This window comes from Aeribacillus sp. FSL K6-2848 (assembly GCF_038004325.1).
GTDB lineage: Bacteria > Bacillota > Bacilli > Bacillales > Aeribacillaceae > Aeribacillus > Aeribacillus composti.
On the sequence record NZ_JBBOQQ010000001.1, the window covers coordinates 2,761,303 to 2,786,866 of the forward strand.

Annotated in this window: 28 protein-coding genes and 1 riboswitch; of the genes, 4 read left to right on the plus strand and 24 right to left on the minus strand. The window is 38.3% G+C overall.

The window, feature by feature from the left end:
- Window positions 1-147 precede the first annotated feature (147 nt).
- From NSS70_RS13285 to prsW, 11 genes are all read right to left on the minus strand, one after another.
- Entirely contained in the window at window positions 148-336 is a 189-nt protein-coding gene (locus NSS70_RS13285; protein WP_066251964.1) for a capping complex subunit for YIEGIA, read from the minus strand.
- Entirely contained in the window at window positions 327-1,229 is a 903-nt protein-coding gene (locus NSS70_RS13290) for a YIEGIA family protein (RefSeq protein ID WP_063388600.1), read from the minus strand. Before NSS70_RS13290 ends, NSS70_RS13285 begins: the two co-directional genes overlap by 10 nt.
- Complete coding sequence (locus tag NSS70_RS13295) at window positions 1,226-1,822, minus strand: YphA family membrane protein (RefSeq protein ID WP_063388601.1); 597 nt, start codon at window positions 1,820-1,822, stop codon at window positions 1,226-1,228. Before NSS70_RS13295 ends, NSS70_RS13290 begins: the two co-directional genes overlap by 4 nt.
- Window positions 1,823-2,669: 847 nt before the next feature.
- Window positions 2,670-3,815, minus strand: a complete 1,146-nt coding sequence (rpsA, locus tag NSS70_RS13300; RefSeq protein WP_066251967.1) for a 30S ribosomal protein S1 — start codon at window positions 3,813-3,815, stop codon at window positions 2,670-2,672.
- Window positions 3,816-3,965: 150 nt separating this feature from the next.
- Entirely contained in the window at window positions 3,966-4,550 is a 585-nt protein-coding gene (locus NSS70_RS13305) for a lysophospholipid acyltransferase family protein (protein ID WP_066251969.1), read from the minus strand.
- Window positions 4,551-4,553: 3 nt separating this feature from the next.
- Window positions 4,554-5,225 carry a (d)CMP kinase gene (gene cmk, locus NSS70_RS13310; RefSeq protein WP_340881774.1) on the minus strand — a complete coding sequence of 224 codons (672 nt, stop codon included), beginning with the start codon at window positions 5,223-5,225 and terminating at the stop codon, window positions 4,554-4,556.
- A 79-nt stretch (window positions 5,226-5,304) separates the two neighbouring features.
- Window positions 5,305-5,490: a DUF5359 family protein gene (locus NSS70_RS13315; RefSeq protein WP_232515564.1), complete on the minus strand. Its 186-nt coding sequence runs from the start codon at window positions 5,488-5,490 to the stop codon at window positions 5,305-5,307.
- A 44-nt stretch (window positions 5,491-5,534) separates the two neighbouring features.
- Window positions 5,535-6,182 carry a flagellar brake protein gene (locus NSS70_RS13320; RefSeq protein ID WP_339193010.1) on the minus strand — a complete coding sequence of 216 codons (648 nt, stop codon included), beginning with the start codon at window positions 6,180-6,182 and terminating at the stop codon, window positions 5,535-5,537.
- A 95-nt stretch (window positions 6,183-6,277) separates the two neighbouring features.
- Window positions 6,278-7,621, minus strand: coding sequence for a germination protein YpeB (gene ypeB, locus NSS70_RS13325; RefSeq protein ID WP_066251975.1), 1,344 nt, complete (start codon window positions 7,619-7,621; stop codon window positions 6,278-6,280).
- 14 nt (window positions 7,622-7,635) lie between these two features.
- Complete coding sequence (gene sleB, locus NSS70_RS13330) at window positions 7,636-8,589, minus strand: spore cortex-lytic enzyme (protein ID WP_094246145.1); 954 nt, start codon at window positions 8,587-8,589, stop codon at window positions 7,636-7,638.
- Window positions 8,590-8,681: 92 nt separating this feature from the next.
- The gene (gene prsW, locus NSS70_RS13335) at window positions 8,682-9,353 is read right to left on the minus strand and encodes a glutamic-type intramembrane protease PrsW (protein WP_094246146.1); all 672 of its coding nucleotides are present in this window, start codon (window positions 9,351-9,353) and stop codon (window positions 8,682-8,684) included.
- A gap of 224 nt (window positions 9,354-9,577) precedes the next feature.
- Here prsW and NSS70_RS13340 point away from each other — a divergent pair, with 224 nt between their 5' ends.
- Entirely contained in the window at window positions 9,578-10,546 is a 969-nt protein-coding gene (locus tag NSS70_RS13340) for an asparaginase (RefSeq protein WP_340881776.1), read from the plus strand.
- A 256-nt stretch (window positions 10,547-10,802) separates the two neighbouring features.
- Here the strand turns inward: NSS70_RS13340 and NSS70_RS13345 are convergent, their stop codons facing one another.
- The 8 genes from NSS70_RS13345 to NSS70_RS13380 form a co-directional block, all read right to left on the minus strand.
- Window positions 10,803-11,771 (minus strand): YpdA family putative bacillithiol disulfide reductase, encoded by a 969-nt coding sequence (locus NSS70_RS13345; protein ID WP_339195795.1) that lies wholly within the window; start codon window positions 11,769-11,771, stop codon window positions 10,803-10,805.
- 730 nt (window positions 11,772-12,501) lie between these two features.
- On the minus strand, window positions 12,502-13,758 hold the full coding sequence (locus tag NSS70_RS13350; protein WP_063388611.1) for a Glu/Leu/Phe/Val family dehydrogenase: 1,257 nt from the start codon (window positions 13,756-13,758) through the stop codon (window positions 12,502-12,504).
- 236 nt (window positions 13,759-13,994) lie between these two features.
- On the minus strand, window positions 13,995-14,576 hold the full coding sequence (locus tag NSS70_RS13355) for a genetic competence negative regulator (protein WP_063388612.1): 582 nt from the start codon (window positions 14,574-14,576) through the stop codon (window positions 13,995-13,997).
- A gap of 130 nt (window positions 14,577-14,706) precedes the next feature.
- Window positions 14,707-15,159 carry a DUF2663 family protein gene (locus NSS70_RS13360; protein WP_063388613.1) on the minus strand — a complete coding sequence of 151 codons (453 nt, stop codon included), beginning with the start codon at window positions 15,157-15,159 and terminating at the stop codon, window positions 14,707-14,709.
- A 70-nt stretch (window positions 15,160-15,229) separates the two neighbouring features.
- Window positions 15,230-15,880: a LysM peptidoglycan-binding domain-containing protein gene (locus tag NSS70_RS13365; protein ID WP_157728008.1), complete on the minus strand. Its 651-nt coding sequence runs from the start codon at window positions 15,878-15,880 to the stop codon at window positions 15,230-15,232.
- Window positions 15,855-16,478 (minus strand): CPBP family intramembrane glutamic endopeptidase, encoded by a 624-nt coding sequence (locus tag NSS70_RS13370; RefSeq protein WP_063388615.1) that lies wholly within the window; start codon window positions 16,476-16,478, stop codon window positions 15,855-15,857. The genes NSS70_RS13365 and NSS70_RS13370 overlap by 26 nt, the downstream gene beginning before the upstream one ends.
- A 4-nt stretch (window positions 16,479-16,482) precedes the next feature.
- Window positions 16,483-17,979, minus strand: a complete 1,497-nt coding sequence (locus tag NSS70_RS13375) for a RecQ family ATP-dependent DNA helicase (protein ID WP_339196744.1) — start codon at window positions 17,977-17,979, stop codon at window positions 16,483-16,485.
- Entirely contained in the window at window positions 17,976-19,037 is a 1,062-nt protein-coding gene (locus tag NSS70_RS13380) for a helix-turn-helix domain-containing protein (protein WP_339196747.1), read from the minus strand. Before NSS70_RS13380 ends, NSS70_RS13375 begins: the two co-directional genes overlap by 4 nt.
- A gap of 274 nt (window positions 19,038-19,311) precedes the next feature.
- Here NSS70_RS13380 and NSS70_RS13385 point away from each other — a divergent pair, with 274 nt between their 5' ends.
- Complete coding sequence (locus tag NSS70_RS13385; RefSeq protein WP_063388618.1) at window positions 19,312-19,560, plus strand: ferredoxin; 249 nt, start codon at window positions 19,312-19,314, stop codon at window positions 19,558-19,560.
- Between the two features lie 139 nt (window positions 19,561-19,699).
- Here the strand turns inward: NSS70_RS13385 and NSS70_RS13390 are convergent, their stop codons facing one another.
- Window positions 19,700-20,281, minus strand: a complete 582-nt coding sequence (locus NSS70_RS13390) for an ECF transporter S component (protein WP_094246150.1) — start codon at window positions 20,279-20,281, stop codon at window positions 19,700-19,702.
- Window positions 20,282-20,438: 157 nt separating this feature from the next.
- A riboswitch (FMN riboswitch) is annotated at window positions 20,439-20,590 on the minus strand.
- A 141-nt stretch (window positions 20,591-20,731) separates the two neighbouring features.
- Here NSS70_RS13390 and NSS70_RS13395 point away from each other — a divergent pair.
- Together NSS70_RS13395 and serA are read left to right on the plus strand one after the other, a co-directional pair.
- The gene (locus tag NSS70_RS13395) at window positions 20,732-21,229 is read left to right on the plus strand and encodes an inorganic diphosphatase (protein ID WP_340881778.1); all 498 of its coding nucleotides are present in this window, start codon (window positions 20,732-20,734) and stop codon (window positions 21,227-21,229) included.
- 170 nt (window positions 21,230-21,399) lie between these two features.
- Window positions 21,400-22,971 carry a phosphoglycerate dehydrogenase gene (gene serA / locus NSS70_RS13400; RefSeq protein WP_066247685.1) on the plus strand — a complete coding sequence of 524 codons (1,572 nt, stop codon included), beginning with the start codon at window positions 21,400-21,402 and terminating at the stop codon, window positions 22,969-22,971.
- On the opposite strand, the gene NSS70_RS13405 is transcribed toward serA, so the two are convergent.
- The 4 genes from NSS70_RS13405 to NSS70_RS13420 all read right to left on the minus strand — a co-directional run bounded on the left by NSS70_RS13405 (window position 22,962) and on the right by NSS70_RS13420 (window position 25,535).
- Window positions 22,962-23,096: a hypothetical protein gene (locus tag NSS70_RS13405; RefSeq protein ID WP_261308724.1), complete on the minus strand. Its 135-nt coding sequence runs from the start codon at window positions 23,094-23,096 to the stop codon at window positions 22,962-22,964. The genes serA and NSS70_RS13405 overlap by 10 nt on opposite strands.
- A gap of 84 nt (window positions 23,097-23,180) precedes the next feature.
- Complete coding sequence (locus NSS70_RS13410; protein WP_339196752.1) at window positions 23,181-24,293, minus strand: GerMN domain-containing protein; 1,113 nt, start codon at window positions 24,291-24,293, stop codon at window positions 23,181-23,183.
- Window positions 24,268-24,858 (minus strand): RNA polymerase sigma factor SigX, encoded by a 591-nt coding sequence (sigX, locus tag NSS70_RS13415; protein WP_094246152.1) that lies wholly within the window; start codon window positions 24,856-24,858, stop codon window positions 24,268-24,270. Before sigX ends, NSS70_RS13410 begins: the two co-directional genes overlap by 26 nt.
- 92 nt (window positions 24,859-24,950) lie before the next feature.
- On the minus strand, window positions 24,951-25,535 hold the full coding sequence (locus NSS70_RS13420) for a cob(I)yrinic acid a,c-diamide adenosyltransferase (protein ID WP_094246153.1): 585 nt from the start codon (window positions 25,533-25,535) through the stop codon (window positions 24,951-24,953).
- Window positions 25,536-25,564 lie beyond the last annotated feature (29 nt).

Consider the following 25,564-nt stretch of genomic DNA (forward strand, 5'->3'; position numbering starts at 1 on the left):
CTATGTATAATGTTAAAGGGGCTACGCCTTCAAGAAATCGCAGCATGTTTTCGCCTAACTCCTTTTTCGGCATGCCCCGGAAGTTTTTTACCAAGCTTTTTTCCAACTACCCTATTATATAGCAGTTTATGAAATTGAACAACTGCCTTAAAAATGTTTCACAATGATATATATTTCCTCGCTTATGGCATGAGCAATTCCATCTAGAATCGCTTCTAAATTTTTTGCAATCGAATCCATTTCTTTTTGGTTATCACAAATAAAAACAGGTGCACCGCCTTTTATTTTTTTCTCATTTGTCGTAACGACCGCTAAAACCGCTTTCTCTAAAACCATCGTTTTTTCTCACCTTTCCTATTTGCCTTCGACTCCGTCGGCATGCGAATGGCATTTTCAAGCGTTGGCACGTTGCTGATCACTCGAATGGCGATATCCAAATCATGTTTTTGAGGAAGCACAAACACGCCGACTCTTCCATCCTCAAGATCTCGTTTTGCCAATGGGACTAAAGATGGTTCACCCGCATCGCGGTTTACGCCCAGCGCAGTTGAGACATCATGGAGAATCGCCTGACGTTGTCCGATGTTGGCAATCGTTGTTCTCGCATCAAATGATTTTGGTGTCAAAATAAACCCCATGCCATATTTTAAAACTAGTTCACGTTTTTCCGGGATGCCGATATTCATAATATAAATGTCATCGACATACAAGCCTGCACCGTCAAAATGCGGCTTTACATATTGAATGTCAACAATATCTTTCAATGTGCCTCCAGACATTAACACTTTAGAAATGATAAAGCAAACGACCGTCATCACAAGAGCCATCCAAAAGCCAAAGATTAAATAAGCAAGCGTAACAAATAAAGATGTGAAAATCACTAAATAATTTCTGCTTTCAAAGGCGATTGCAATTCCTTCAATATATGTACTTCCCCGAGGAACAAGCTCATATTGATCGAGCTCTGACAGTGTATTTCTTTCCATGTTGCGGACTTCGCGAAACTGCGATGCAGCCAACGTTAAAAAAGTAATGGCAGTAAACTCCTTTTCCATTATGGCCGGAACAGCAATCGTGCCGAGTCCCGCCGCTATAAATCCAAGTGCGATATGAATAATTTTTCCGTGCAAATATGTTGGATATTGGCGATAATCGGTTTTTAGCATAAAAAGACGGGCTAACACACCTACGAAGACACCATAAAAAATAGGAAGCGTGTATTCATTCATGACCCTTGCCTCTCCCTTGCATGTTTTTTGAATATATGTTCTAAAGAAGCAGCGAATGTTTTGAATGACGCCCATATGAGCAATGAAAAGATTCCGATTGACAGCATATCAAGAAAAGGAAAGTCGCCTATTACAATCGGCCGATAATAAGAATAAACTGCAGACGAAAAAAGAGCTTCTCCGTAACAAGATCCCAATATAAAAAATGCCATTCCTTCAAAAAAATCTTTGCTCAGCATATTGGATAAAATGACTCCTAATATAGATAAATACATCTGAACGTCAAGTAAAAACCAGACAGGATCAAATAAATAAAACAGCTTGACTCCTGCATAGGCAACCGTAATGATCAAAACGGAAAATAATGAATAAAATAAACGCTTAGTTCTATACAAGATGAAAAAACTAAGCAAAGCAAATAAGATATACGAAAAACCAACATGTATTTGTGTAAAGTGTATAAACGTTGCACTTCCTAAAATATTTAACAATATAAAAAAGGAGAGCCAAAAACGAGCATCCGTTTTTGGAAGCCAAAATGTTACAATTACCCAAATCATCCACATGAACCAATAATAATATATTCCTTCCATCTCCAACCTCCTACTATTTCCATTATGTGAAAAATTTATGGATGCTAACCGTACAAATTTTGAAATCAAAGCTAAAAGCGTATAAAAAGCAGTTAAAAGGCTGTGGGAGAATTGATTGCTGATGGATTGCTGTGAGAGGAAAATGTAAACATTTCACTGCCCGTCAAGAAAGGAATTTTCGCTATTTTTTTAGAACTCATAAGCCGATCTGTTTAATGGCAGAATGTCCGTATAATTTCTTTTCATAAAAAAAGGCTTCTAAATCATTATTTGTTTTTTTAGGAGGGAGTTTTTCTGCAAAAAAATTGTGGGCTAATGAATACAGGCTGGATGTATCACTTGTTTATCTGCACAAGTTTTGATTTTTAATGGAGATACGAACGCAAAACGGACGTATCGCTTGCTTATTAAAAGCAGCGAAGAATTTTGTTCGCACATATAATCACGATATAGAGCAGCTTAGCAAAAATCGAACCGATACTGCAGAACTCAAAATACAGCTTATTGAAGTGATATGGAAGCTATATACTAGGCGAGGCTTCGAACAATAACAGCTTATTACAGCGAGGATGGATCGTATCATTCTCAAGGATTTATGAAAAGAAGAGCAGTGGAGAAGATGATAAAACAGCTCGTTATATGCTGGGCGGTGCTTATTGAGTCTTTTTGGAGAACGCTCAAATGTGAAACGTAGATTTCGTTTGAGGACTGGCAATCGATACAAATTACCCTCATAAAACGACTAAACGGCCTCAGCCCTATGGAATATAGAGATAAAGCCGCTTAGATCATTTTTTATTCCGCTGTCACCTTGACAAGGGGCAGCTCGTGATAATCGCCTTTGTCTTTATTTTAATTTATTTAATTGCTCTCCGATCATTTCGCTTAGTTGAAATCCTGTCGATTCCTCTTTCGGACGATATTTGCGAAAATCTTCTTCACTACCGGGCCCATCATCTTCCAATTCCTTTATGCTTAAGGAAATCCGTTTCTCTTCTTCGTTTACATCAAGCACTTTTACTTTTACCTTTTGGCCTTCTTCTAATACTTCTTGAGGAGTGCCTATATGTTTTTTAGAAATTTGCGATATATGGACAAGACCTTCTACTCCAGGTAAAACTTCAACAAAAGCTCCGAATGAGACGAGGCGTTGTACAGTTCCTTCGACAACATCACCGGATTTGATTTTTTCAGAAATGTTTTCCCATGGACCAGGCAATGTTTCTTTAATCGATAGTGAAACCCGTCCATTATCCCGATCGACAGACAAAACTTTCACTTTTACCTTTTCGCCTTCTTGAAGCACATCTGACGGTTTATCTACATGAGCATGAGAGATCTGAGAAATATGTACAAGACCGTCAATCCCGCCGATGTCAACAAAGGCTCCGAAATCGGCTAAACGTTGGACTGTTCCTTCCAATACATCACCAGGCTGAATCGACTGAAGCACTTGCTGTTTTTTCTCTTCCTGCTCCTTTTCCACTACAGCACGATGAGACAAAATCACTCGATTTTTTTCACGGTTTAGCTCCACAACCATCAATGTCAATGTTTTTCCTTTATAATCTGAAAAATCCTCAACATAGTGAGGTTCAACCAATGAAGCAGGAATAAATCCGCGGACGCCCAGGTCTACCACTAAACCGCCTTTTACGACATCCTTCACTTCTGCCTCAAATACTTCTTTATTTTCAAATTTTCTCTCTAATTCCACCCAAGCTTTATCCGCAGCCACTTTGCTTTTCGATAAAATGACTGCTTCTTCCTCAACTTTAATGACCGCTAGTTCAAGCTTGTCATTTTCCTCTACAACATCTGAAGCTTTTTCAATATGCAAACTAGACAGTTCACTAATCGGAATGATGCCCATTTGTTTGCAATTTTTAATATCAACAATCACCTGCTTATCTTCCACTTTTGTTACAATTCCCTCTACAACGTCTCCCACTTCAGGCACAAAAACTTCACCTTGATTGATGTCCTCTACCATACCATTTACCTCCTTGGTCAAGCCATAGCAACTCAACAAAATATGTACCATTCTATTTAGTATGTCACAAGCTACTCTAAATAGAATGAAAAATACCTCTTTTCTATAAGTTCTAACAAAAAATTCCGTTTGTCAAGTTAAATCCATTGATTACCTATATTTTTCGAGCAAATTTCTAATTTCTGTCATGATTTTATCGGTCGCTTCTTCAGCTGAAATTTTTTTGTTTCGATAAGATGTAAAATCAATGGCTGGGCCGAAAATGACTTTCGTTTTCCGAAATGGTTTGTAAGAACTGACGACGGCGCATGGCAAGACGACACAATCTGATCTTAAGGCAAAAAAACCTGCACCAGCTAAACCTTTTCCGAGTTCACCTGTTTTGCTTCTCGTTCCTTCCGGAAAAATGGCTAAAACTTCTCTTTCTTTTAATATTTTCAAGCCTGTTCTTAACGCCTCTCGATCGGAAAAGCCCCTTTTGACCGGAAACGCCCCCAATGCCCGGACGATCAGGCTGAAAACCGGAATTTTAAACAGTTCCTCTTTAGCCATAAAACGGAGCTGCCTTGGTGAAACGATACCAATCGTCGGAGGGTCCAAATTATTAATATGATTGGAACAAAGCAGCACGGCACCATCCATTGGAAAATGTTCCTTTCCGATCACTTCGACCCGAAAGAGCGGTTTAATAAAGCAGTAAACAATTGCCTTTGCAAATTGATAAAATTTACCCATTTCTTACAGCCTTTCTTTTACCAATTCTTTAATTAATTCCGCCACCTCTTCAATCGTCAATGAAGTTGTATCGATTTCGACGGCATCCGGCGCTTTTTTTAATGGGGCAGTTGCCCTCGTGGAATCAAGCTTATCTCTTTCTTCAATTTCTTTCTTTAATTGTGTTAAATCGGATGTAAAACCTTTTCTTAAATTCTCCTCATACCTTCTTTTTGCTCTTTCCTCTACAGAAGCCTTTAAAAATATTTTCAACTCCGCATTCGGCAGCACATGAGTGCCGATATCCCTGCCATCCATGACAACGCCGCCGTTTCCTGCAAGCTGTTTTTGCCTTTTCACCATTTCCTCCCGCACATTAGGATGTTTGGAAACAGTGGAAACATGCTTTGTTACTTCATTGGAACGGATAATCGCCGTTACGTCTTCACCGTTTGCTAGCACTTGCTGACCTTCATTTACCGGCTTCAGTTCAATCGTCATTTCATTCAAAAGCTTGGTGAGCGCTTTTTCATCCTCCAAAGAAATGCCATTCTGTAAAGCTTTCAAAGTGAGAGCTCTGTACATCGCACCCGTATCAATGTATGTATAGCCTAAATCTTTTGCGATTTTTTTGGCAACTGTGCTTTTCCCGGCAGCTGCCGGACCGTCGATTGCAATGGAAATTTTTTTACTCATAATACCTCCTAGCTAGTTTCAAAAAATATGTATCTATTTTTTGGGAATACAGAAAGAAAAGCAGGGGTTTCCTGCTCTTTTAGCGGCTGATAGTTTCCACCCATTCGGAGATGGACATGTTTCCAACACCTTCATATTGCACGGCTTTTGATAAATATGGCTTCAACTCAGAATGGCGCAAAAAAAGCTGAGCGGCAATTAACATAATGAATTGTATAATGATCAATTTGATCAATATTTGTTCAAAGCGCTTCACAAAAAACATCCTTTTGCCATTTTTTATAAATAGTATGGACAGCCTTGCCGGTATTATTCATTCAAAATTCCTTTCTTTTTCATTTGCAGCTGCTGTTCAAAGCAAAAGCGAATCAATTTTTGCTGTGTCTTTTCATCAATATTGATAAATGCTATGGAAGCGAGCTTATGATGTTCCGCTTCCACAACTCTGAGCGCCTTCCCTGTTACCTTATAATATTCAATCGTTCCGTCCATAAACGTGAGCACCATATAAATATGTATATTTTCATTTAGCGGTACGTCCACACCGTTTGGAATAATGATTGAAATGCCGCCAGCACTTATGTCGTTTGTAACTGTTGTAAATGGGGCGAATTCCTGATTAATAGCGTGTATGGCTACATCAACGGCTGTCTCGATTCTGACAAATTGCCGCCTTTGGATCTCCTCCATATACTCAGGTGCCTGAAGCATGATCATCGGGAGGTTATCTTTTTTCTTGCCAAGAACTTTAGTACGAAATTTATACGGTTTTTTTTCGCTGTTCACAAATGTTGCAACGAGCTCGGTGCCGTCTGTTAAGAAAACAGTTTTTCCTGTCTTGCTATTTATAGGAAAATCAATATAAAGAATGTTTTCTTCTTGGTCCACAAGTTTGCATTTTAGTATTTGATCTTGGCCAGAAAGTTCCAATGTGATCATCGTACCAATTTTTATCAACGTTACCACTCTTTCAATGTAATAAGCGCTCTACATTTATTAAAGCATGAAATGAAAAAAAGGGAAAGCCTAAAAATCGACTCCCCTTTTTGTGATTAAATTTCTCTGAATAACGGTTCAGCACTTTGCAATTTTTCCACTTTTTCTTCCGTTCCGTCCATTGCGTTGATGAAAATGCGGTACGTGTCTTGGTCAATCGTTCCTAAAAATTCATAGCACAGCACTTCTTCGCCGGCATCATTTGTCACAACAGCTAATCGATCCTCCTGAATTTCAACGTTAGAATGGACTGATTTTTTCGCTTCTTCTTTTGTAATAGCAGGTTTCGGCAAATTTCTTTTTTTGTGCGCTGCTAAATAATCACGTCCAGAATAACCTATAATTTCTCCGTTGTCCAACGCTACCTTTAAACGAACTGCATCAGGATATAGACGTACACCTTTGTAATTAGAAACAAATGTGAAAACACCAATGTTGTCATATTGTGCACTCTCATAAAGCTCTAAATCCTTAAATTTTAGCTTTTTCAAAAATTCCGTTGCTCGGTTGGATGCTTCATTTAAGCTGATTTTTTGTTGTTTAATATCTCTGTTGTGCAATAAATAAATTAAATGACCGCCTTTTTTCGTGATATCCATATAAACATCATGTTTATTTCCTTTATCATGCATAGTAATGCTGTAAAACTGAATATTTGATCCTTTACCATTTGTTGTTACATCTACTCGTTCTACATTTTTAGGGGCAAATCGTTTTGCGATTTGTTTTGCTTCTTGCTCTGATATTTCCTTTCCAGTTAATTGTTCAAATCCTTTTTTAGGCTTTTGCAGCGCTGTTGCCGTTGGACCGAAATTAGTTTCGGAATAGCCTTCAACATTTTTTTCTACCGTTTTAAATCCATCAATGATCGTATTGTCCATTTGTTTTTGCCCTGATGCTAGTGCGAGTTCAACATCCATCCAGCGCAGATTGTTTTTTAAGATTAAATGCTGGACGTTTCTCAATTCGTCTTGTATGTCTTTTGCATTTTTATACAATTTTTTTAACGTTTCATATTCTTGATCCGTTAACGGATCTTTGTTTAAATCTCTCACTGCTGTTTGATAACTAAATTTACCAATATTCGACAAAAATTCCTCTGTTTTATTGAAAGGTAAAAGAGTTAACGGAAGCTGGCCGACATCATTGTGCGCTTCCGATGTAATTCTCCAAACTTCCGCCAGCGCCGGTGACAATGATTTTCTTGAATTCATGGCGAGTGTCTCGCCAATTTTGTCATGAAGCTGATCCACTTGATAGGTTAGATCGTGAAAAGCCCGCTGGTAATTGTTTTCTGCATGAATTAATACGGCGTTTTTTTCCTGATGCTCTTTATATCCCCAGTAGCCTGTTCCGATTAAGGCCACTGTAAGCAGCCCGATTAATAATCCTCGAAGCATATTGAATCACCTCACTATTCACAGAATATGTGTTTTCCGATTTTCTTGATTTGCGGCCGCGTCCATATCCATGGGCTTGTTGCTGTATCAGGATTGAAATAATAGAGAGCTTCTTCTGTCGGATCCCACCCGTTAATGGCGTCCATCACCGCTTTTCTCGCTGTTTCATTTGGTGTCAAATATATTTGTCCATCGCTGACAGCTGTAAAAGCACCCGGTTCAAAAATAACACCAGCAACCGTATTTGGAAATGTCGGGCTGTTCAGTCGGTTTAAAATAACTGCCGCAATTGCTACTTGACCAATATAAGGCTCGCCGCGGGCTTCTCCGTAAACGGCATTGGCTAAAAGATTTAAGTCATTTTGTGAAAAGCCTCCAGGCATATTCACCGCCATCGGCTGTACCGATTTCCCTGTTTGTTGTTTATTTTGGGCTGCTTGCTGTTTAGGAGCAGCCTGCTTTTGCCCTTGTCCAGCCTGACCAGCTTGTTGTTTTTTTGGCGGTACATTTTTTGCGAGATTTTTTTCGGTTTGCTTCCGCCATTTTGCGCGCAGCTCCTCAGAAGGCGCTGTTTGGATTTTTAGCGGCACTCCGCCATAATGGGTAAAGTCTCTGCCTTTTCGAATTTGTTCGTGGACAAAAGACTTATAATATTTTGTCGTATTGATAAGCTTTTGTTTTGTTTCAGGACCAACTAAACCATCTACTTCTTTAAGTCCGAAATTATTTTGAAATTTTCTAACTGCCCAATAAGTATTCCATCCATATACCCCATCAATTTTCCCATGATAATATCCGTTATATTGAAGTCTTGCCTGCAGTTCAATGACATCATCACCTGTCGCACCTCTCTGAATCACTTGTTCGCTAAAAGCATGAACATGCAGCTGATTGTTAGAAAGAATAAGAAAAACGATTAAAACAAAAGCGTTTGCGAGCAGATATTTCATGTTTTTTCCCATCATCATGCCTCCTCACTTTATATCGTTACATGTATTTTCTGTAGTAGATGTCATTTTATACAACAAAAAAACCGGCTCATGCCGGTTCAAAAATTTTTTTATCCTGATATTGTTTCGATATTTTGCTTGTATACCATGCGCGCTTTTTTTGCTTTATGAAGCCCAAACCACCATAAAAACACCATAAACGGAGTGACCCAAAACTTCCAGTCTTCATTGGAAAGCAAGATATAATTGTACGTTCCGTGCAAAAGAAACGGAATAACTAGAGAATAAAGGAGCCATCTTTTTTTAAGCCTATCATTCGAAAATTTGCTTTTTCCTAAATAATACCCCATGATGACACCGAACAATGCATGGCTTGGGACTGGAAAAATTGCGCGCCCGAATGCAAACTCCACACCGTTCGCAATTAAATATAAAATATTTTCCAATGTCGCAAAGCCGAGAGAGATGGACACACCATAAACGATTCCATCGTAATGTTCATCAAAATGAAAATGGGAGTAAATTGTAAAATAAAAAATAAACCATTTAAAAAACTCTTCCAATAAACTCGAAGCAAAGAAAGCTTGTAAAAAAGAAGAGGGAAATACATTTTCTGTTTCCAGAACGTATTCAATAAACATAATTGGAAAAACAAGCAGCGCACCGAAAATAAACGTCCGAACCACCATGTAAAGGGGTTCCATTTCATATTGATCCTTCAAATAAAAATATGAAAGTATTGCCAGCCCTGGTGCAATGCCTGCTGTAATAATCGCAATCATAATGACAGCCTCTTTTCTTCTAGTATCTCCTTATTTATGTATAGATTTATCAGAATGTTCCTTTTAAAATAAAACAAAATAAAAGAATGAGAAATGATGATTCATGTTAGAGCAGCAGTAAGTTGTTAAAAACATCCTTTTGATAAAATGGTAACATGTATATGACAAAATGAAAATCAAAAATAAGCATGAAAAAATGAAACTTTAATGAAAGGGATAAAAAGATGAAGAAAGTATTGATTTTACATACAGGCGGTACAATTTCAATGCTGGAAGATGAACAAAGCGGTGCAGTGAGACCAGAAGGGTCCAATCCACTAACAAATTTTTCATTGAATGTAAACAATGTACAAACAATCGTAAAAGAGCTTTTTAACTTGCCTTCCCCGCATATAACTCCAAAGGAAATGCTGGAAATTAAAAAAGAAATCGAACATCATGCCAAAAATGGAAGCATCGACGGTGTCGTCGTCACTCATGGAACGGATACTTTAGAAGAAACAGCTTATTTTTTAGATTTGACTCTTGACCTTCCCATCCCGGTTGTTGTAACAGGTGCGATGAGGTCAAATAATGAACTCGGATCAGACGGATTATATAATTTATTGATGTCCATAAAAGTTGCTGCTTCCGACGAAGCGAAAAACCTTGGTGTGTTAGTTGTCATGAATGACGAGATTCATACAGCAAAAAACGTCACAAAAACGCATACAAGCAATATCGCTACATTCCAAAGTCCGCAATACGGACCGATCGGTATTGTGAACAAAAAAATTCTGGCATTTCATCACTATCCGTTAAGAAAAGAAACATATAGTATAACGAAAATCTCTAAACATGTGCTCCTTTTAAAGGCGTATGCAGGCATGGATGAAAAAATAATGGAAGCAGTTGAAGGACTGAATCCGGATGGAATCGTCATTGAAGCTTTAGGGCAAGGAAATTTGCCGCCGGCTTTAGTCCCCGGCATGAAACGGCTTATTGAGAAGAAAGTGCCGATCGTCATTGTCTCACGATGTTTTAACGGCATTGTGCAGGATGTCTATGATTATCAGGGCGGAGGAAAACATTTAAAACAGCTTGGCGTTATATTTTCGAACGGATTAAACGGGCAAAAAGCTAGAATAAAGCTTTTAGTGGCTTTAGAAAAAACGAGCGATTTAACTGAAATAGAAGAAATGTTTTCGAAATAATAAACTGTTGTGATGATCAACACAAATTTTACTAAAAAATGTTACAAGTAAAGGGGGTGTCTAATAAGCCGTTTTTACAGCTTATTGACGCCCCCATTAATGTGTTAGAAACGTTGATATATCGGTGTTTATGATTTTTTGTTTTCAATGGCGATTTGATTTCTGGACGGCCCCACAACTTATGAAAGCAACAAAATCAAGTAGAGAAAAACGGATTGTTTTTCTCTACTTGATTATTTTCGGGACATCCCTATTTTTACACTCTTTTGATAATTTCTTCTGCGATCAATTCCCCGTGAAATCTGCCGTTTTCGATAAAAATTTCATTCGCATCATTTCCAGCTGCGATGACACCGGCTATAAAAATCCCGTTTACATTCGTTTCCATTGTATCGGGATTGTAGTAAGGTCTGCCTGTCTGCTCATCAATAAGTACACCCATTTTTTTCAAAAAGTTATGATCTGGATGGTAGCCAGTCATGGCAAAGACAAAATCACAAGGAATAGTTTTTTCTTCTATTCCGTTCACAATATAACTAATAGAGTCATTTTTAATTTCTTTTACATCTGCCCGAAATTCCATTTTTATATAGCCTTTTTTGATAAGAGAATCAAATTCCGGCAATATCCAAGGCTTAATGCTTGAAGAATACCCGCTTCCTCGGTACAATACAGTTACTCTAGCCCCGGCTTTATAAAGCTCAAGCGCGGCATCAACACTTGAGTTTTTCCCGCCGATCACAACGACATCTTTATCAAAATATGGATGAGCTTCTTTAAAATAATGGAAAACGTGGGGCAGATTTTCGCCTGGAACATTCATGTAATTTGGATTATCATAATAACCTGTAGCAATCACAACAAATGACGCACGATATTTTCCTTTTTCCGTCGTTACCATGAACGTTCCGTCCTGCTGCTTTTCTACCTTCTCTACTTTTTCATATGTATGAATGCGCAAATTTTTTCGCTTCACAACTTCCCGGTAGTAAGCAAGCGCTTGATTGCGGACAGGCTTTCGGTTTTCTGTGATAAATGGGACTCCGCCAATTTCAAGCCTGTCTGCTGTGCTGAAAAAGGTTTGATGTGTTGGAAAGCGATAAATGGAATCAACAATATTTCCTTTTTCAATAACTAAAGGATTTATTCCTTTTTCCTTCAATTCGATCGCAGCCGATAGTCCACATGGACCTCCGCCGACAATGATCACTTTTTCTTCTTGCATCATGATCACTCCTATAGCATTAAGCGGCTGGTGACAAATCGAGTAGGAGGGAGCGATTAACTCCCGTCCTCTCACACCACCGTACGTACGGTTCCGTATACGGCGGTTCAATTAAGATAATTGACGCAAGTCTTTATAACTTCCGTGAATAGCTGTTCTCTTTATGCCAGTGGTCACTCCACCCTCCAAGAGATCTCCCACGGGATTCACCGCTTCCTCCCTCAAGTGAGGTACTACGTTTTCTGTGTTCATCATGACTCACTGAATGCCAAGGGCTATTCTCTCTTAATTGTTCGGTCCTTCTTAGTTGTTCTAGACCAACTAATACTATGACCTCTGCTGACTTCTGACTGTTCAGCTATCTATCACTAGATAGGTTACCAAGGTTACTTGGCGTGCCAGCCAGACCTCCCCGGGTAAGAGTGTAATCTTTCCTTCCATCCATCTGCTTCATTTACTCTGTATCACCTTCGGCAGAAAGGGCTTTGTTTTGTCTTGCAAACTCACCCAGTGATACCTAGCCTCATATGAAGTTCGTGTTCCTCAGACCGGAAGTTTGCCGCTCGCTTCCTTCAGATTCCGCGTCACCACGGACACCCTTGCGTTAAGCTAACTGCTACTTCTGCCTTCGCAGCTCGGGACTTTCACCCTATAGATTACACCCATGCCGGGCGCACAAGAAAAATTTCCCCTACATTATCATAGGGGAAACTGCAAAACGATGCAAATATTATACCCATCCGCGATATCTGCATGCTTCTGCCATTTTTCTTACGCCTACCATATATGCAGCAAGCCGCATATCTACTCTTCTGTTTTGCGCCGTTTCATATACAGTGTTAAATGCTTTCACCATCATTTTTTCCAATTTTTCTTCCACTTCTTCTTCAGACCAATAGTAGCCCTGATTATTTTGAACCCATTCGAAATAAGAAACCGTTACTCCTCCCGCGCTTGCCAATACGTCAGGCACGAGTAAAATTCCCCGGTCCGTTAAAATTTGAGTGGCTTCAACAGTTGTCGGACCGTTGGCTGCTTCTACGACAATTTGAGCCCGAATATTATGGGCATTTTCTTCTGTAATTTGGTTTTCAATCGCCGCAGGAACTAAAATTTCGCAATCAAGTTCTAACAATTCTTTATTAGTGATCGTATCATTAAACAATTTCGTAACAGTTCCGAAGCTGTCGCGCCGGTCTAATAAATAATCGATGTCTAGTCCGTCTGGATCGTACAGACCGCCGTATGCATCGGAAATACCTACAACTTTTGCTCCGGCATCATGCATAAATTTTGCTAAATAACCGCCTGCATTTCCAAATCCTTGGACAACGACCCTAGCCCCTTGTAAAGAAATTCCACGCTTCTTCGCTGCTTCGCGAATGCAAATGGTCACGCCTTTTGCCGTTGCCGATTCACGGCCATGTGAACCGCCGAGAACGAGAGGCTTGCCGGTAATAAATCCTGGCGAATTAAATTCATCAATCCGGCTGTATTCATCCATCATCCAAGCCATGATTTGCGAGTTCGTAAATACATCAGGTGCAGGTATATCTTTTGTAGGGCCAACAATTTGACTAATTGCCCGAACATATCCTCTGCTTAATCTTTCTAATTCCCTGAACGACATATCTCTTGGATCACAAACAATTCCACCTTTTCCACCACCGTAAGGCAAATCAATAATTCCGCATTTTAGACTCATCCAAATTGAAAGCGCTTTTACCTCGTTTTCAGTTACATTTGGATGGAAGCGAACGCCTCCTTTTGTAGGTCCTACAGAATCATTATGCTGCGCCCGGTAGCCAGTAAATATTTTAACAGAACCGTCATCCATGCGAACAGGTATTTTCACTGTCAGCATGCGAATCGGCTCTTTTAATAATTCATACACCTCTTCTGGATAACCTAGTTTTCCTAACGCTTTATGTATTACCTTTTGCGTAGCTTTTAGCACATCATGCTTGTCATTGCCTTCGGCTACCATAATAAGTAAACCTCCTATATGTTCTTTAATAATGAAAAGGAAAAGTCCACCTTTCATGACTTAGTATACACCTTCTATAAATTAATTCAATCATTAATTCATAGAAAATAAAGGGATACTGAATTTCTTGTTAAAAAAAGAAAGCGGCAAACCGCTTTGTTTTTTATCAAATAAAATACTAAATCTACGCAAAAAAAGCTGATAAAACATCGCTGAAAGGCGATGTTTTGTCAGCCTCAGGAAAAATAGTCATTCAAAAGACGAACAGCGTGATCCTTTATCAATAATTTTCCATATTCATGCAGTCTATGAGTTGTCATATGTGTCGGCGTTCCATATTCCGCTAAAATTGCAACAAGATGCTCCGTTTCAATCTTAGAGATGTCATCAAACAGCAGGTAGTATCGTCCCTGATATGAATATAGCGCGCCTTCTGTTATTTCGAAACGTTGAAGAACTTTTGCAAGATCGAGGACATCTTCGAAATTCAAAAACTCATACAATATATCTTGATGTTCATCCACTTTTACTTGCATTTCAATATAATCATCTAAAAATTCATCTTCAAGTTCTTCATCATTATTTTTGGAAACAATGATCACCATTCCCTGTGCTTTTAGTGAATAAACCTCGACCGCAATCGAACCGTTTGCATGAAAATCGAGTTCTTCACTTGCCTCATTGATCATTTCCCGGAAAAGCTGATGAACTTTTAAAGAGTTGTTCCATAGATCTTCTTTTGTTAAGCCGCGATCCGACAAATCATCTAGAGTCAGGAAAATTTTAATTTTATTATGATTAAGACGCTCGAGCCGCATCTTCTTCCCTCCTGCCGTCAATACATCATACGATATTGTATGTTGATTCTAAAAGATGGTTCTTTAGTTAGTAAACAGTTTACAATTACGAGGGGGTGAAGACAAGCATTTTTACTCACAAATCACATTTTTATTTCGTTTTATAATAGAGATTAATATCAAATTCTTTTTTCATAACAGAAAAAACCTTGTCGCGATTCATCCACTCTTCTTCGCTTTTCCAAAAATCAGTGCTTTTATCAATAATTTCCCATCTAAGCTCATGATATTCTTTTTCCGCTTTTTCTTCTTTCTTTTTAAAATAAACGGCTGTTGAATAGCTGAATGCAATCAGCAAAACGGCGAATAAGTGTGATGATTGAAAAAAATAGAATAAAACAAACAAAAGATCTGTTTCCAATCGTTGATATACGTTGAAATAAATAAACACTATAAAAATGATCACTTCCACAAATGTAATTATTTGCCAAACCAAACATTTCTGTTTATATGTTTCGAATTCTCTTTTACGCTCAATGAGCCCTTGCAGCATATGCTTGGTAGGTTGATCTGTATAGGGCAGATCTTTAATTTGCCTTTCCATTCGTTTAAAATCCCCCAAAGTTTTTTGTACAAGTTATGCATGATCTTTTTCAAATATGAAAATTTTTTAGTTATTGGGGATTATCTAAAGGGATTTTTAAAACTTGTCCGACATAAATGTTGGAATCTTGAAGATGATTCCATTCTCGAATAAGCTCTTCGCCATTTCGGCTTTTATAATACTTCATCGAGATTTTATACAGCGTTTCGTTCGGCTGGACAACATGAGTAATGATGCGTCTGTTCTCTTCCATGTTTCCATCGCTTTCATTTCCAGAAATTTCTTTTCGGGTTTCGTCTCTTGTGCTGTTGGAAGAGGATTGTTCTTCAGTCGTTGGAGAAGCTTCCTGTTCATTCTGATTTCCTTCTTCTTTGTCTGAGTTAGAGGAATTATTTTCTTCCACTCTCTCTTCTTGAACAGACTTCCCGCTATTATTTTTAATAATTACAGAGTCAAAATCTGAAAGATTTTCCCCGCTGCGGTTTGATTGATTTCGTTCTAAATAAGAAGTTAAAAATAAAACAACGACTGGCACTAATATAAAAAGAAAGACGAGAATACGCAAAAGCGGATAGTTCATTTTCTTTTTTTTCTTCCGCCTTTTTTTATGCACTTCACTCCGAGACGGATATGTCCCCGTTCTCTCTTTTATTTCATCAATCATTTTTTCCCTTAAACGCTCAGCTTGGTCATGTTCATACGGACTTGTCATCTTCTTCATCGTCCCTCCCATCGCCTTTACTATTTTTCAAATATTGAAAGCGAATTTGCACTGCCGATACAAAGTCGATAAGAAAATGAGCGAAAATTGTTGTTAAAATATTCTCAGTCAGTTCAAATATCACTCCGAGAAAAAAACTGACGAACAAAACCGTTGCAAATAACAGCCATTTTGAAAGATAACGAAAATGCATGAAGGCAAAGATCAAACTGGCGATAAACAGTCCGAAATGGGTTTGCAGAACCCCGCGAAACAATATTTCTTCCGCAAAAGCAACGATAAGGGTCATCCAAAAAATTTCCGGCAAGCTTCTGTTTTGAAACAGTTTTTCATTGATTCCTCCATCATCGTACCAGCTTTTTGGCGCCCATTTCATAATTACCAAATCAATGAGCAGAACGATAACTGTTGCAAGCAAGCCAACAGCTATCGTTTCCCAACTCAATTCCCATAATTGAAAAAAATCCTCCGCACGGTCAAAAAAAATGAACCCTAAAATAATCGATATAAGAAGAAATAGCGACTGAGTGACCATGAGATGAAATAAAAGCTCTCGATCGGTCATGTTCTTTATCAATTCTTCTTGTCTTTTAATCACGCCTTCACCCACTTTGACGAAACAGCCTTTTTAATTCTTGCTTCCAATCCCACTTTATCATTGGCTGGGATGAATGAATTTTTTTTCGGATAAAAAAACGATCGTTTATTCCGCAATTGTCGCAGCAAATCGAAACCTTTGTTGAAGGTTTTTCCTGAAAATAGCTTAAAATCATGTTCCGCCTGCATGCTTTTGCTCGTAAAAATGCTTCCATGTCGGCTAATTTTTTAAATTTCATTTTCATTCGATCTTCAATCTTGCTCCATACATAATTTACGATCTGATCAGTCGTCCAATGATACATGTTTTCATCCAACATTTGGAAATTATATTGTAAAAATCTCCTCTGTACATCAGACAAGCCGAAGCTGCTCCACTCTTCTTCTGTTAAATCAAAGCTTCCCTTTAACCGAATCGTTTTTACAATCAACTCAATCTCTTTTTTTTCAGGAAATTCAGAACGTATTATCGACCGGGGAAACTCCTCGTCACCCTTTGGTACAAGTGCAATTGCAATGCTTTGGTTTCCATCTCTTCCTGCCCGGCCTATTTCTTGTACGTATGATTCCATGTCAGCAGGATAATGGAAATGGATGACAAATCGAACGTCTTTTTTGTTTATTCCCATTCCAAAAGCATTTGTCGCCGTTATAACCGAAAGTTCGTCATTTAAAAATTGCTGTTGAATCAACATTCTATCTTCATATTCCATTCCGCCATGATAATAAGCCGCATTTGTCATTCCCTTTTGTTCAATCCATCTGGCAAGCTCTTCCGCCCACTTTCTTGTGGAGCAATAAATGATACCCGGCCCTTCTAACATTTTCAGCCATTCGGCTAATCGCTCCAATTTTTCCTCTTGGCTGCTTACGGCTTCAACATTAATGGCAACGTTTTGCCTGTCAATAGAATGAATATGAAATGTTGCATCGGTTAAATGCAAGCATTTCGCGATATCGTTCAGCACTTCTTTAGTGGCTGTGGCGGTCATCGCCAAACAAGGGGGAGAACCGATCATCTCCCTTACCTTTCCGAGCTTTAAATAGTCAGGCCGAAAATCATGTCCCCACTGTGAAATGCAATGCGCTTCATCGACGACAAATAAAGATATTTGGATTTGCGCCAATGCATCCAATAGCCTTTTTGATTTAAACATTTCAGGCGATAAAAATATAAATTTGTAACGGTGCAATTGCCGGAAAGCTTTTTCTTTTTCATATCGGGTTAAAAAGCTGTTTAATGCAATGACTCTTTTTTCTCCAAACATTTTCATCTGCTGTTCCTGGTCTTGCATGAGCGACAATAGCGGAGACACTATTAATACAGCACCTTGTAAACAATAGCCAGAAAGCTGATAGCACAATGATTTTCCACCGCCTGTCTGAAGCATGGCAACTACGTCATGTCCGCTAATAACATCTTCAATTATTTCCTTTTGGCCTGTTTTAAAGCTTGAATAACCGAATTTTTCCTTCAGCAAAGTAAAAAGATCTTTCGTCATTGCCATCTCCTTATTGCAGCCATTGCCAGCCGAATTTGAAAATAGCTGTATTGATCTTGAAGATATTCTTTAACTTTTTTCAGCTTGTTTGTTTGCAGCTTTTCAATCGCTTGCCCGATTTTGACCACATCTTCTTTGCTTACATAAGGTTCGAAGGCAAAATCGTGCATGTTTAAAGCAATCTCAACAATATGGTCCTCAATCGTATTTCTTTTAAGCTTTCGGACTGCTGCAATTTCATCAATGCCCAACCCCTCCGCCAACAAGCGGTACGTTTTTTCCGCCGATGCGGTTAGCGGGTGTTTTTTTATCAAATCTCTTAAAAGACCGAATAATATCGGATATTGATCAGAACGTTTTTGCAATTCGTTCACCATTTGAATGACGGCAGCTTGAAACATAAGCTTCAAATAAAAAGGATCTTCATTCGCAGCTGCTGCAAGCTGTTCAAAGGTGATTCCATTTTTTTTAAAGCCGGACAAACGATTGACAACTAAGATAGCTCCCTTTTCATCTAAACATTCAAGCAAACGGTTCATTTCCAAAAACGTTCGATTTCCGATATTTTTCTTTGTCTCTTTCATCTGCAATATGTATGTTTTGACAAAATGCAACAGCTGACCATTATTTGTTATAGGTAAAAATTTCGAATGGTTATAAACTAGATGGGAAACCGTTTGAACAAATAAAGATAAACGCTGCCAAAAAATTTTTCCTATATCATTGTAGGTGGCCCCATCCAGCTTATCAGGAAACGGTTTTTCTGACAAAAATTCTTGCAGCACCCGTTCGCCGTTCATTGTGACCATATAAAACTCGCCTTTTACTTGTTTGACATATGACAGCTGAACCAATCTGTTTAACAAGTGATTATATTCTTCAAGCTCGAGCTCACGGCAAATGCCAAATAAGTTCGATAAATGAAAAATAATGCTATCTTGAATCGTTTGAGAAGATTTTTTTCCTTTTAATAAATGAAAAACAGCTGCTTTCGATCGCTCGCATTTGAGCTGTTGAAAACAATAAAGGATGATTCCTTCCAAATAAGAGAGAGGCATTTGATCACCTTAAAAATTGAAACCTTCTGTTCAATCCTTATTTTATCAAAATTTATCCAATAATTGTCGAAAAATATATAATGAATGATTTGATTTAAGTAAGTTTATCGAAATACTATGACATTTCATCTTTTTTTATTGAAATGTTTAATATTCCATCTTACAATAATTATGTGGTATTCTGATTATTATATAAAACATTCTGAAGTGGAAGATAAATGTTTCTTTCTCTTTTATGACTTCTACTCATTTCATTTATACAGGAGGTTAGACAATGCCAAAATATACAATCGTTGACAAAGAAACATGCATTGCATGTGGTGCATGTGGGGCAGCAGCGCCAGATATTTATGATTATGACGACGAAGGAATCGCATACGTTATTCTAGATGATAACCAAGGGACGGTTGAAGTTCCAGAAGTTTTAGAAGATGATTTAATGGATGCTTTTGAAGGTTGCCCAACAGATTCCATTAAAATTGCCGATGAACCCTTTGACGGCGATCCTTTAAAATTTGAATAGCTGTTTCATCAGCTTTAAAAGAACAACCCCCACGGAAAAACGAATTTCTGTGGGGGTTTTGTGTATCATAATTCGGAGCACCGTGATGATGCGAAAACATCATAACGGCTGATCTCCGCTTTTTTGCTCGCATATAAATTTATGCATTTTGCACGTTAAATTTATGTTGAAGCCATTCTTTGATTCTGCCGTAAATCATTAAAAAGACAATGGCAATAATTGTTCCTTTAATGAGGTTAAAAGGCAAAATCCCGGCAATAATGACTTGCTTCACTTCTGCAATCGACATTTGCGGCATATTTAAAAACAGTGTATATGCCGGCAAAATGAAATAATAGTTCAATAAGCTCATGGCTACTGACATCGAAATGGTCCCGGCAGCTAAACCGAAAAGAACCCCTTTCATCGAACGAATTTTTTGAAACACGAATGCAAACGGCAAAAGGAAAAACAATCCAGCCAAGAAATTTGCCAACTGATCAATCGGAACTCCTGTCGCGCTTCCTTGAATGATGTAATGAAGCGTATTTTTAATCGCTTCTACAGCCAATCCTGCAATCGGCCCTAATAAAATCGTCGCCAGCATAGCAGGAATTTCGCTGAAATCAATTTTTAAAAATGCCGGAAGTCCCGGAAGCGGAAAGTTAAGAGCCATAAGCAAGTAGGAAATCCCGCTCAACATTCCTACAAAAACAAGTTTAAATGCCTTTGTTTTTAACACAGTCCTTCTCTCCTTTTCTTTCTGTGATCCATCTTGAAAAGAAGGAAGGGTCCATCTCCTGCTTCAATAAAAAAACCCTCTACATTGACGCAGAGGGAGAATTGTAAGCAGGTCAAAATAAACGTTTCAATGATCATATTTTTTGAAACGCCTGAACCCTCATCTTCTCCCATCCAGACTATACTGTCGGCTCTGGATTCTCACCAGATCCACCGTAAAGGAAAAACACCTTTACGGGTCACGGGCTAAAAAAGCTTAAAAGCTTTTATCACCGCCGGTCGGGAATTTCACCCTGCCCCGAAGATGAATCCATATTTTTTTATCTTCATTATATACAATAATAAAAAAAAAAGAAACTTATTTTATTTCATTGTCTTTTTTCTACAATTGCCAATATTTTTTACATCCTCTATAATAAAAAGGCATACATAATAAAGGAGGATTTTGTCGATGGCAAACAATAAAGTTGTCGAAGCTTTTATTGAAATTCCGACAGGAAGCCAAAACAAATATGAATATGACAAGGAAAAAGGCGTTTTTAAACTAGACCGAGTTCTTTATTCGCCTATGTTTTACCCTGCAGAGTACGGTTATTTAGAAAATACTTTAGCACTTGACGGAGATCCTCTTGACATTCTCGTAATCGTCACCAATCCGACTTTCCCTGGATGCGTCATAGAATCGCGTGTCATTGGCTATTTAAACATGATCGACAACGGTGAAGAAGATGCAAAATTAATCGGCGTTCCTGTAGATGATCCTCGTTTTGATCATGTTCAATCGATTGAAGATCTGCCGGAGCACAAATTAAAAGAAATTGCCCATTTCTTTGAACGTTACAAAGATTTGGAAGGAAAACGAACAGAGATCGGCAGCTGGGAAGAACCTGAAGCAGCGGCAAAACTAATTGACGAATGTATCGCACGATACAATGAATCTAACAATTAAACAAAAAAGAGAGCTGTTTCTTCAGAAGCAACTCTCTTTTTCCCTTTTTACACACAGTAAACGTTTTCAAACTGTAAAGTTTTGAACCTTGACAACATAGACCAGTTAAGATAAAATAATCAGAAATTTTGTTTTCATTTTTAATTCGTTCACTAGGGGGATCTTAGAAAATGTTTCATGTTCTTGTTTCTGACTCAATATCAAGCGATGGATTAGCACCATTATTGAACGATGAAAACATCAATGTCGTTCAGAAAAAAGTAAGTGAAGTTGACGACCTGGAAAAATATGATGCTCTGCTCGTCCGCAGTGCAACGAAAGTAACAGAAGAACTGCTTCAAAAAATGACAAATTTAAAAATTGTTGCAAGAGCAGGCGTCGGAGTCGATAATATCGATGTTGAAGCAGCGACAAAATACGGAGTTGTCGTGATTAATGCACCTGACGGAAATACGATTTCAACTGCCGAGCATACATTTGCCATGATGGCATCGCTTGTTCGTCATATTCCACAAGCAAATGTTTCCGTTAAATCAGGTGAATGGAACCGCTCCGCCTTTCTCGGTACTGAGCTATACGGCAAAAGCTTAGGAATCATCGGTTTAGGACGAATCGGCAGCGAAATTGCCAAAAGAGCAAAAGCTTTTGGAATGAACGTCTTAGTGTTTGATCCATTTTTAACAAAAGACCGGGCGCAAAAATTGGGAGTAAACAGCTGCAAGCTCGATGAAGTTTTAGCGCAAGCTGATATCATTACTGTTCATACACCATTGACAAAAGAAACAAGAGGTTTATTAGGAAAGGAAAATATCGGAAAAACGAAAAAAGGAGTTTATTTATTAAACTGCGCCCGGGGCGGCATCATCGATGAAGAAGCATTAATTCATTATTTAGAAATTGGACATGTGAAAGGCGTTGCTCTTGATGTATTTGAAGTCGAGCCTCCAGTAAATCGGAAGCTGCTTGATTTTGAACAGGTCATTGCTACACCGCATCTTGGAGCATCAACGAAAGAGGCCCAATTAAACGTTGCCTCTCAAGTTGCTGAAGAAGTATTAAAATTTTTAAATGGAAAACCTGTTACAAATTCTATTAATCTACCAACATTAACAAAAGATATATTTGACAAAATACAGCCGTTTTATAAATTGGCCAAAAAATTGGGTCAGCTTGCTTCTCAATACATGAAAGAACCTGTTCAACATATCGGAATCGTTTACGAAGGAACGGTTGCTGAACTCGAAACATCTTTTATTACGAAAGCATTTCTTGCTGGATTTTTAGGAGAACGGGTTGATTCAACTGTTAACGAAGTGAATGCTGGCCTCATCGCCAAAGAACGCGGCATCAGCTTCAGCGAAAAAATTGCTTCAAACGGTTCTGGATATGCAAATTGCATCGCTGTTCAAGTAGATGGAGATCATCGGACTTTTTCCGTAAAAGCAACGTATATTCCAAACTACGGTGAACGAATTGTTGATTTAAACGGTTTCGATATCGATTTTTACCCGGCAGGGGAAGTATTATATGTAGAACACATCGATAAACCAGGTGTTATTGGACGCGTCGGAAAAGTACTGGGCGACCATGGCGTAAACATCGCAACAATGCAGGTTGGACGTAAAAACATCGGCGGCGAAGCAATCATGGTTTTAACTTGTGATAAACTGATTGATGATCAGCTTATTGAAGCGTTAGTCCAGTTCGATGACATCGTTTCTGCCAAAACTATTCATTTATAATATTTAAAGGTGCTGGGAGGGCTTATCTCTCCTGGCTCCTCTGTTTTTAATCCTCCCAAAAACAAAAGACCGATGAAAAGCCCCATAATTAGGGCAATACCCAGCCTCCGCATTAAATCCAGCATCCGTTCATCCTCCTTTCCTCCTTTCGTACATTCTCAATATTTATGATGGTGTCTTTATGTTTAGACCTATTTCCGTTCCTTTTGCTATGCATCAACTTTCAGGTCAATAAAATTAGGCGAAAAAGGCACTTCCACCGGTTTTGAAATATCAATATTTCCGATTTTTTTCGCATCAAAGCCTTCGAACTTCACTTTCTTAAAGCCGAATTCTTTCGCTGTCATTAAAATCGCTTCCAGCATAACTTCAGTATGCTCTGTGTTTTTCATTTTTGAAGCATTTTCAAAAGTGACCGTAAGCAGCTCATCATCCTTTTTCAATTGCTTAATTTTAACGGAATTATTAATGGAAGGTTCAAGCCCGTCTTCCTTACCTTTTTGCATGGCATTCATTGCCTCTTCAATTGTTTCATATTCATTTTTTGATGGAACGAGCAAAGGATTGCTGCTATTTTTAGGAAAAAACAAGAAATAGGCTTTTTTCAGCAGCTTCTTTATTTGAAATTCGGAAACAAAATGCTCAGAAGGAACATGCTGCTTTTCATTTGTAAATAAGCGCACCTTTTTATAATTTTGCCACCGAAATGTTTCTTTTAATACTTCTTTAAAATTTTGTTCATTATGGAAACGGTCTTTTATATTCAATTTTTCAAAATTTATGATCACCTCGTCACTTCGGCTTTTGCTTTCATAAATGTCTGCATCTTGAAAGGCAAAAGCTGAAAGATTGAAACGTTTCACATCGATCTTGTTTAAGACGTCATTTATTTGCTTGACGGCAGGCTCGAATTGATTTCCTTTAAAGCTTAGAGGAACGACATGCTGTTTGCTTTCATCTAAAAGCCCTACTGTGATAATTTGTTCAGTTGAAGAATTTGGAACTATGGAACGATACTTCGGCGAAGCCTCCATCGTTTGACTTTCGGTTAAATGACTGTTTCCTGCGTTTTCGGCCTTTTTGTTGTATGAATATTGGGTTTGTTCATTTTTGCTGTTGCTTAGCGGAAAAACTACAAAAGTGACGGCTGCTGTCAAAGCAACAATCGAAGCTGATGGAACAATGAATTTCAATATTGTTCTTTTTCTTTTTTTCTCGGTAATATTGTTCCAAATCTCGAATGAACTGCGGGAATCTTCTACTTTTGGAAACTCGCTTATCCATTTTTTGATTTGTTCATCGCTCCACAGAGAGTTTTTCACTTGAAACTACCTCCTGTTCTGTCATAGCTCCCTGATCTTTCGTGACACCTTGTTCTTTCATAGCTTTATCTATATAATTTTTTAACACTTTTAAAGCCCGATGCTGGGTTGTTTTGACTTTGCTTTCCGTCCACCCCAACACCTCGGCTGTTTCTGCAACAGATAATTCTTTTATAAACCGTAAAATTAAAACGGTTCTTTGATTCACATTACAGTCATTCATTGCTTTGTATAACATCTGTATTTCTTCTCGTTGTAAAGCTATTTCTTCCGGGAGGGGCTCTTGATCCGCAATTTGTGCTTGATCTAAATCAAATTTTTCCATTATTCGCTGACGGAGAGTTTTTTGCTTTCGAAAAAAATCAATCGCCACATGCCGAGCAATGGAAAATAACCATGTTTTTTCACTGCTTCGTCCTTCAAAGCTCGAGTATGATTTTAAAACTTTTATATACACTTCATGCACCAAATCTTCCGCTTGTTCCCGATCCTTCACCAAATAATATAAAAACTGAAAAATATCTTGATGATACTTTTCGTATAATCTTTGAAACGATTCATCCATGCACATACCCTCCGTTTAAAATATTTGTCGAAAGAGACGCATGACATGTTACAAACAAAAAAGAAAGGGTCTTATAAAAGAGACCCTCGGTGTCAATTTTTTTTGCTATTATTTGTCCGGAACACCTTCCCGCTTCGTTCGTATTCGACATCCTTCACGTTTAGGCGGTAATTTACAACCCGAGCAGCAGCGAATAAATAATCAGACAGACGGTTCATGTAAATGAGGACCGGATGATGAATTTTAACCTCTTTCATTAAAGAAACGATTAAACGCTCTGCTCTTCTGGCAACTGTTCTCGCAATATGTAAAACGCTGGCCGCCTCCGTTCCTCCGGGCAAAATAAATTTTTCTAATGCAGGAGCTTCTTCCACATAATGATCGATTCGTTCCTCTAAAAAACGGATCATATCCTCCGTCGTTTTAAACGGATGTTTTTGCTTTTCGTACACAACCGCTATGTCAGATCCGCAATCAAACAAATGATGCTGAATTTTTTCAAGCTCTTCGTAAATATCTTGAAACGCTTTATCTGTTAAAAACGTCCTTGCATAGCCTATGTAAGCGTTCAATTCATCAATCGTTCCGTAAGCTTCCACCCTTGGATCATCTTTATCGACGCGCGCACCAATAACGTTCGTCTGTCCTTGATCCCCTGTACGCGTATATAAATTCATTGCCAAACCTCCCTTCTGTTACGTGTGAA

Coding starts and splice junctions, on each gene's coding strand:
- cmk (WP_340881774.1), bottom strand. CDS start 5,225: ATGAGTAAAAAAATTTCCATTGCAATCGACGGTCCGGCAGCTGCCGGG.
- NSS70_RS13375 (WP_339196744.1), bottom strand. CDS start 17,979: ATGACGAAAGATCTTTTTACTTTGCTGAAGGAAAAATTCGGTTATTCA.
- NSS70_RS13345 (WP_339195795.1), bottom strand. CDS start 11,771: ATGCAAGAAGAAAAAGTGATCATTGTCGGCGGAGGTCCATGTGGACTA.
- NSS70_RS13315 (WP_232515564.1), bottom strand. CDS start 5,490: ATGTTTTTTGTGAAGCGCTTTGAACAAATATTGATCAAATTGATCATT.
- NSS70_RS13305 (WP_066251969.1), bottom strand. CDS start 4,550: ATGGGTAAATTTTATCAATTTGCAAAGGCAATTGTTTACTGCTTTATT.
- NSS70_RS13380 (WP_339196747.1), bottom strand. CDS start 19,037: ATGCCTCTCTCTTATTTGGAAGGAATCATCCTTTATTGTTTTCAACAG.
- sleB (WP_094246145.1), bottom strand. CDS start 8,589: ATGATGATGGGAAAAAACATGAAATATCTGCTCGCAAACGCTTTTGTT.
- serA (WP_066247685.1), top strand. CDS start 21,400: ATGTTTCATGTTCTTGTTTCTGACTCAATATCAAGCGATGGATTAGCA.
- sigX (WP_094246152.1), bottom strand. CDS start 24,858: ATGGATGAATCGTTTCAAAGATTATACGAAAAGTATCATCAAGATATT.
- NSS70_RS13365 (WP_157728008.1), bottom strand. CDS start 15,880: ATGAAGAAGATGACAAGTCCGTATGAACATGACCAAGCTGAGCGTTTA.
- NSS70_RS13355 (WP_063388612.1), bottom strand. CDS start 14,576: ATGCGGCTCGAGCGTCTTAATCATAATAAAATTAAAATTTTCCTGACT.
- NSS70_RS13395 (WP_340881778.1), top strand. CDS start 20,732: ATGGCAAACAATAAAGTTGTCGAAGCTTTTATTGAAATTCCGACAGGA.
- NSS70_RS13295 (WP_063388601.1), bottom strand. CDS start 1,822: ATGGAAGGAATATATTATTATTGGTTCATGTGGATGATTTGGGTAATT.
- NSS70_RS13285 (WP_066251964.1), bottom strand. CDS start 336: ATGGTTTTAGAGAAAGCGGTTTTAGCGGTCGTTACGACAAATGAGAAA.
- NSS70_RS13405 (WP_261308724.1), bottom strand. CDS start 23,096: ATGCTGGATTTAATGCGGAGGCTGGGTATTGCCCTAATTATGGGGCTT.
- prsW (WP_094246146.1), bottom strand. CDS start 9,353: ATGATTGCGATTATTACAGCAGGCATTGCACCAGGGCTGGCAATACTT.
- NSS70_RS13290 (WP_063388600.1), bottom strand. CDS start 1,229: ATGAATGAATACACGCTTCCTATTTTTTATGGTGTCTTCGTAGGTGTG.
- NSS70_RS13340 (WP_340881776.1), top strand. CDS start 9,578: ATGAAGAAAGTATTGATTTTACATACAGGCGGTACAATTTCAATGCTG.
- NSS70_RS13360 (WP_063388613.1), bottom strand. CDS start 15,159: ATGGAAAGGCAAATTAAAGATCTGCCCTATACAGATCAACCTACCAAG.
- ypeB (WP_066251975.1), bottom strand. CDS start 7,621: ATGCTTCGAGGATTATTAATCGGGCTGCTTACAGTGGCCTTAATCGGA.
- rpsA (WP_066251967.1), bottom strand. CDS start 3,815: ATGGTAGAGGACATCAATCAAGGTGAAGTTTTTGTGCCTGAAGTGGGA.
- NSS70_RS13385 (WP_063388618.1), top strand. CDS start 19,312: ATGCCAAAATATACAATCGTTGACAAAGAAACATGCATTGCATGTGGT.
- NSS70_RS13420 (WP_094246153.1), bottom strand. CDS start 25,535: ATGAATTTATATACGCGTACAGGGGATCAAGGACAGACGAACGTTATT.
- NSS70_RS13350 (WP_063388611.1), bottom strand. CDS start 13,758: ATGGTAGCCGAAGGCAATGACAAGCATGATGTGCTAAAAGCTACGCAA.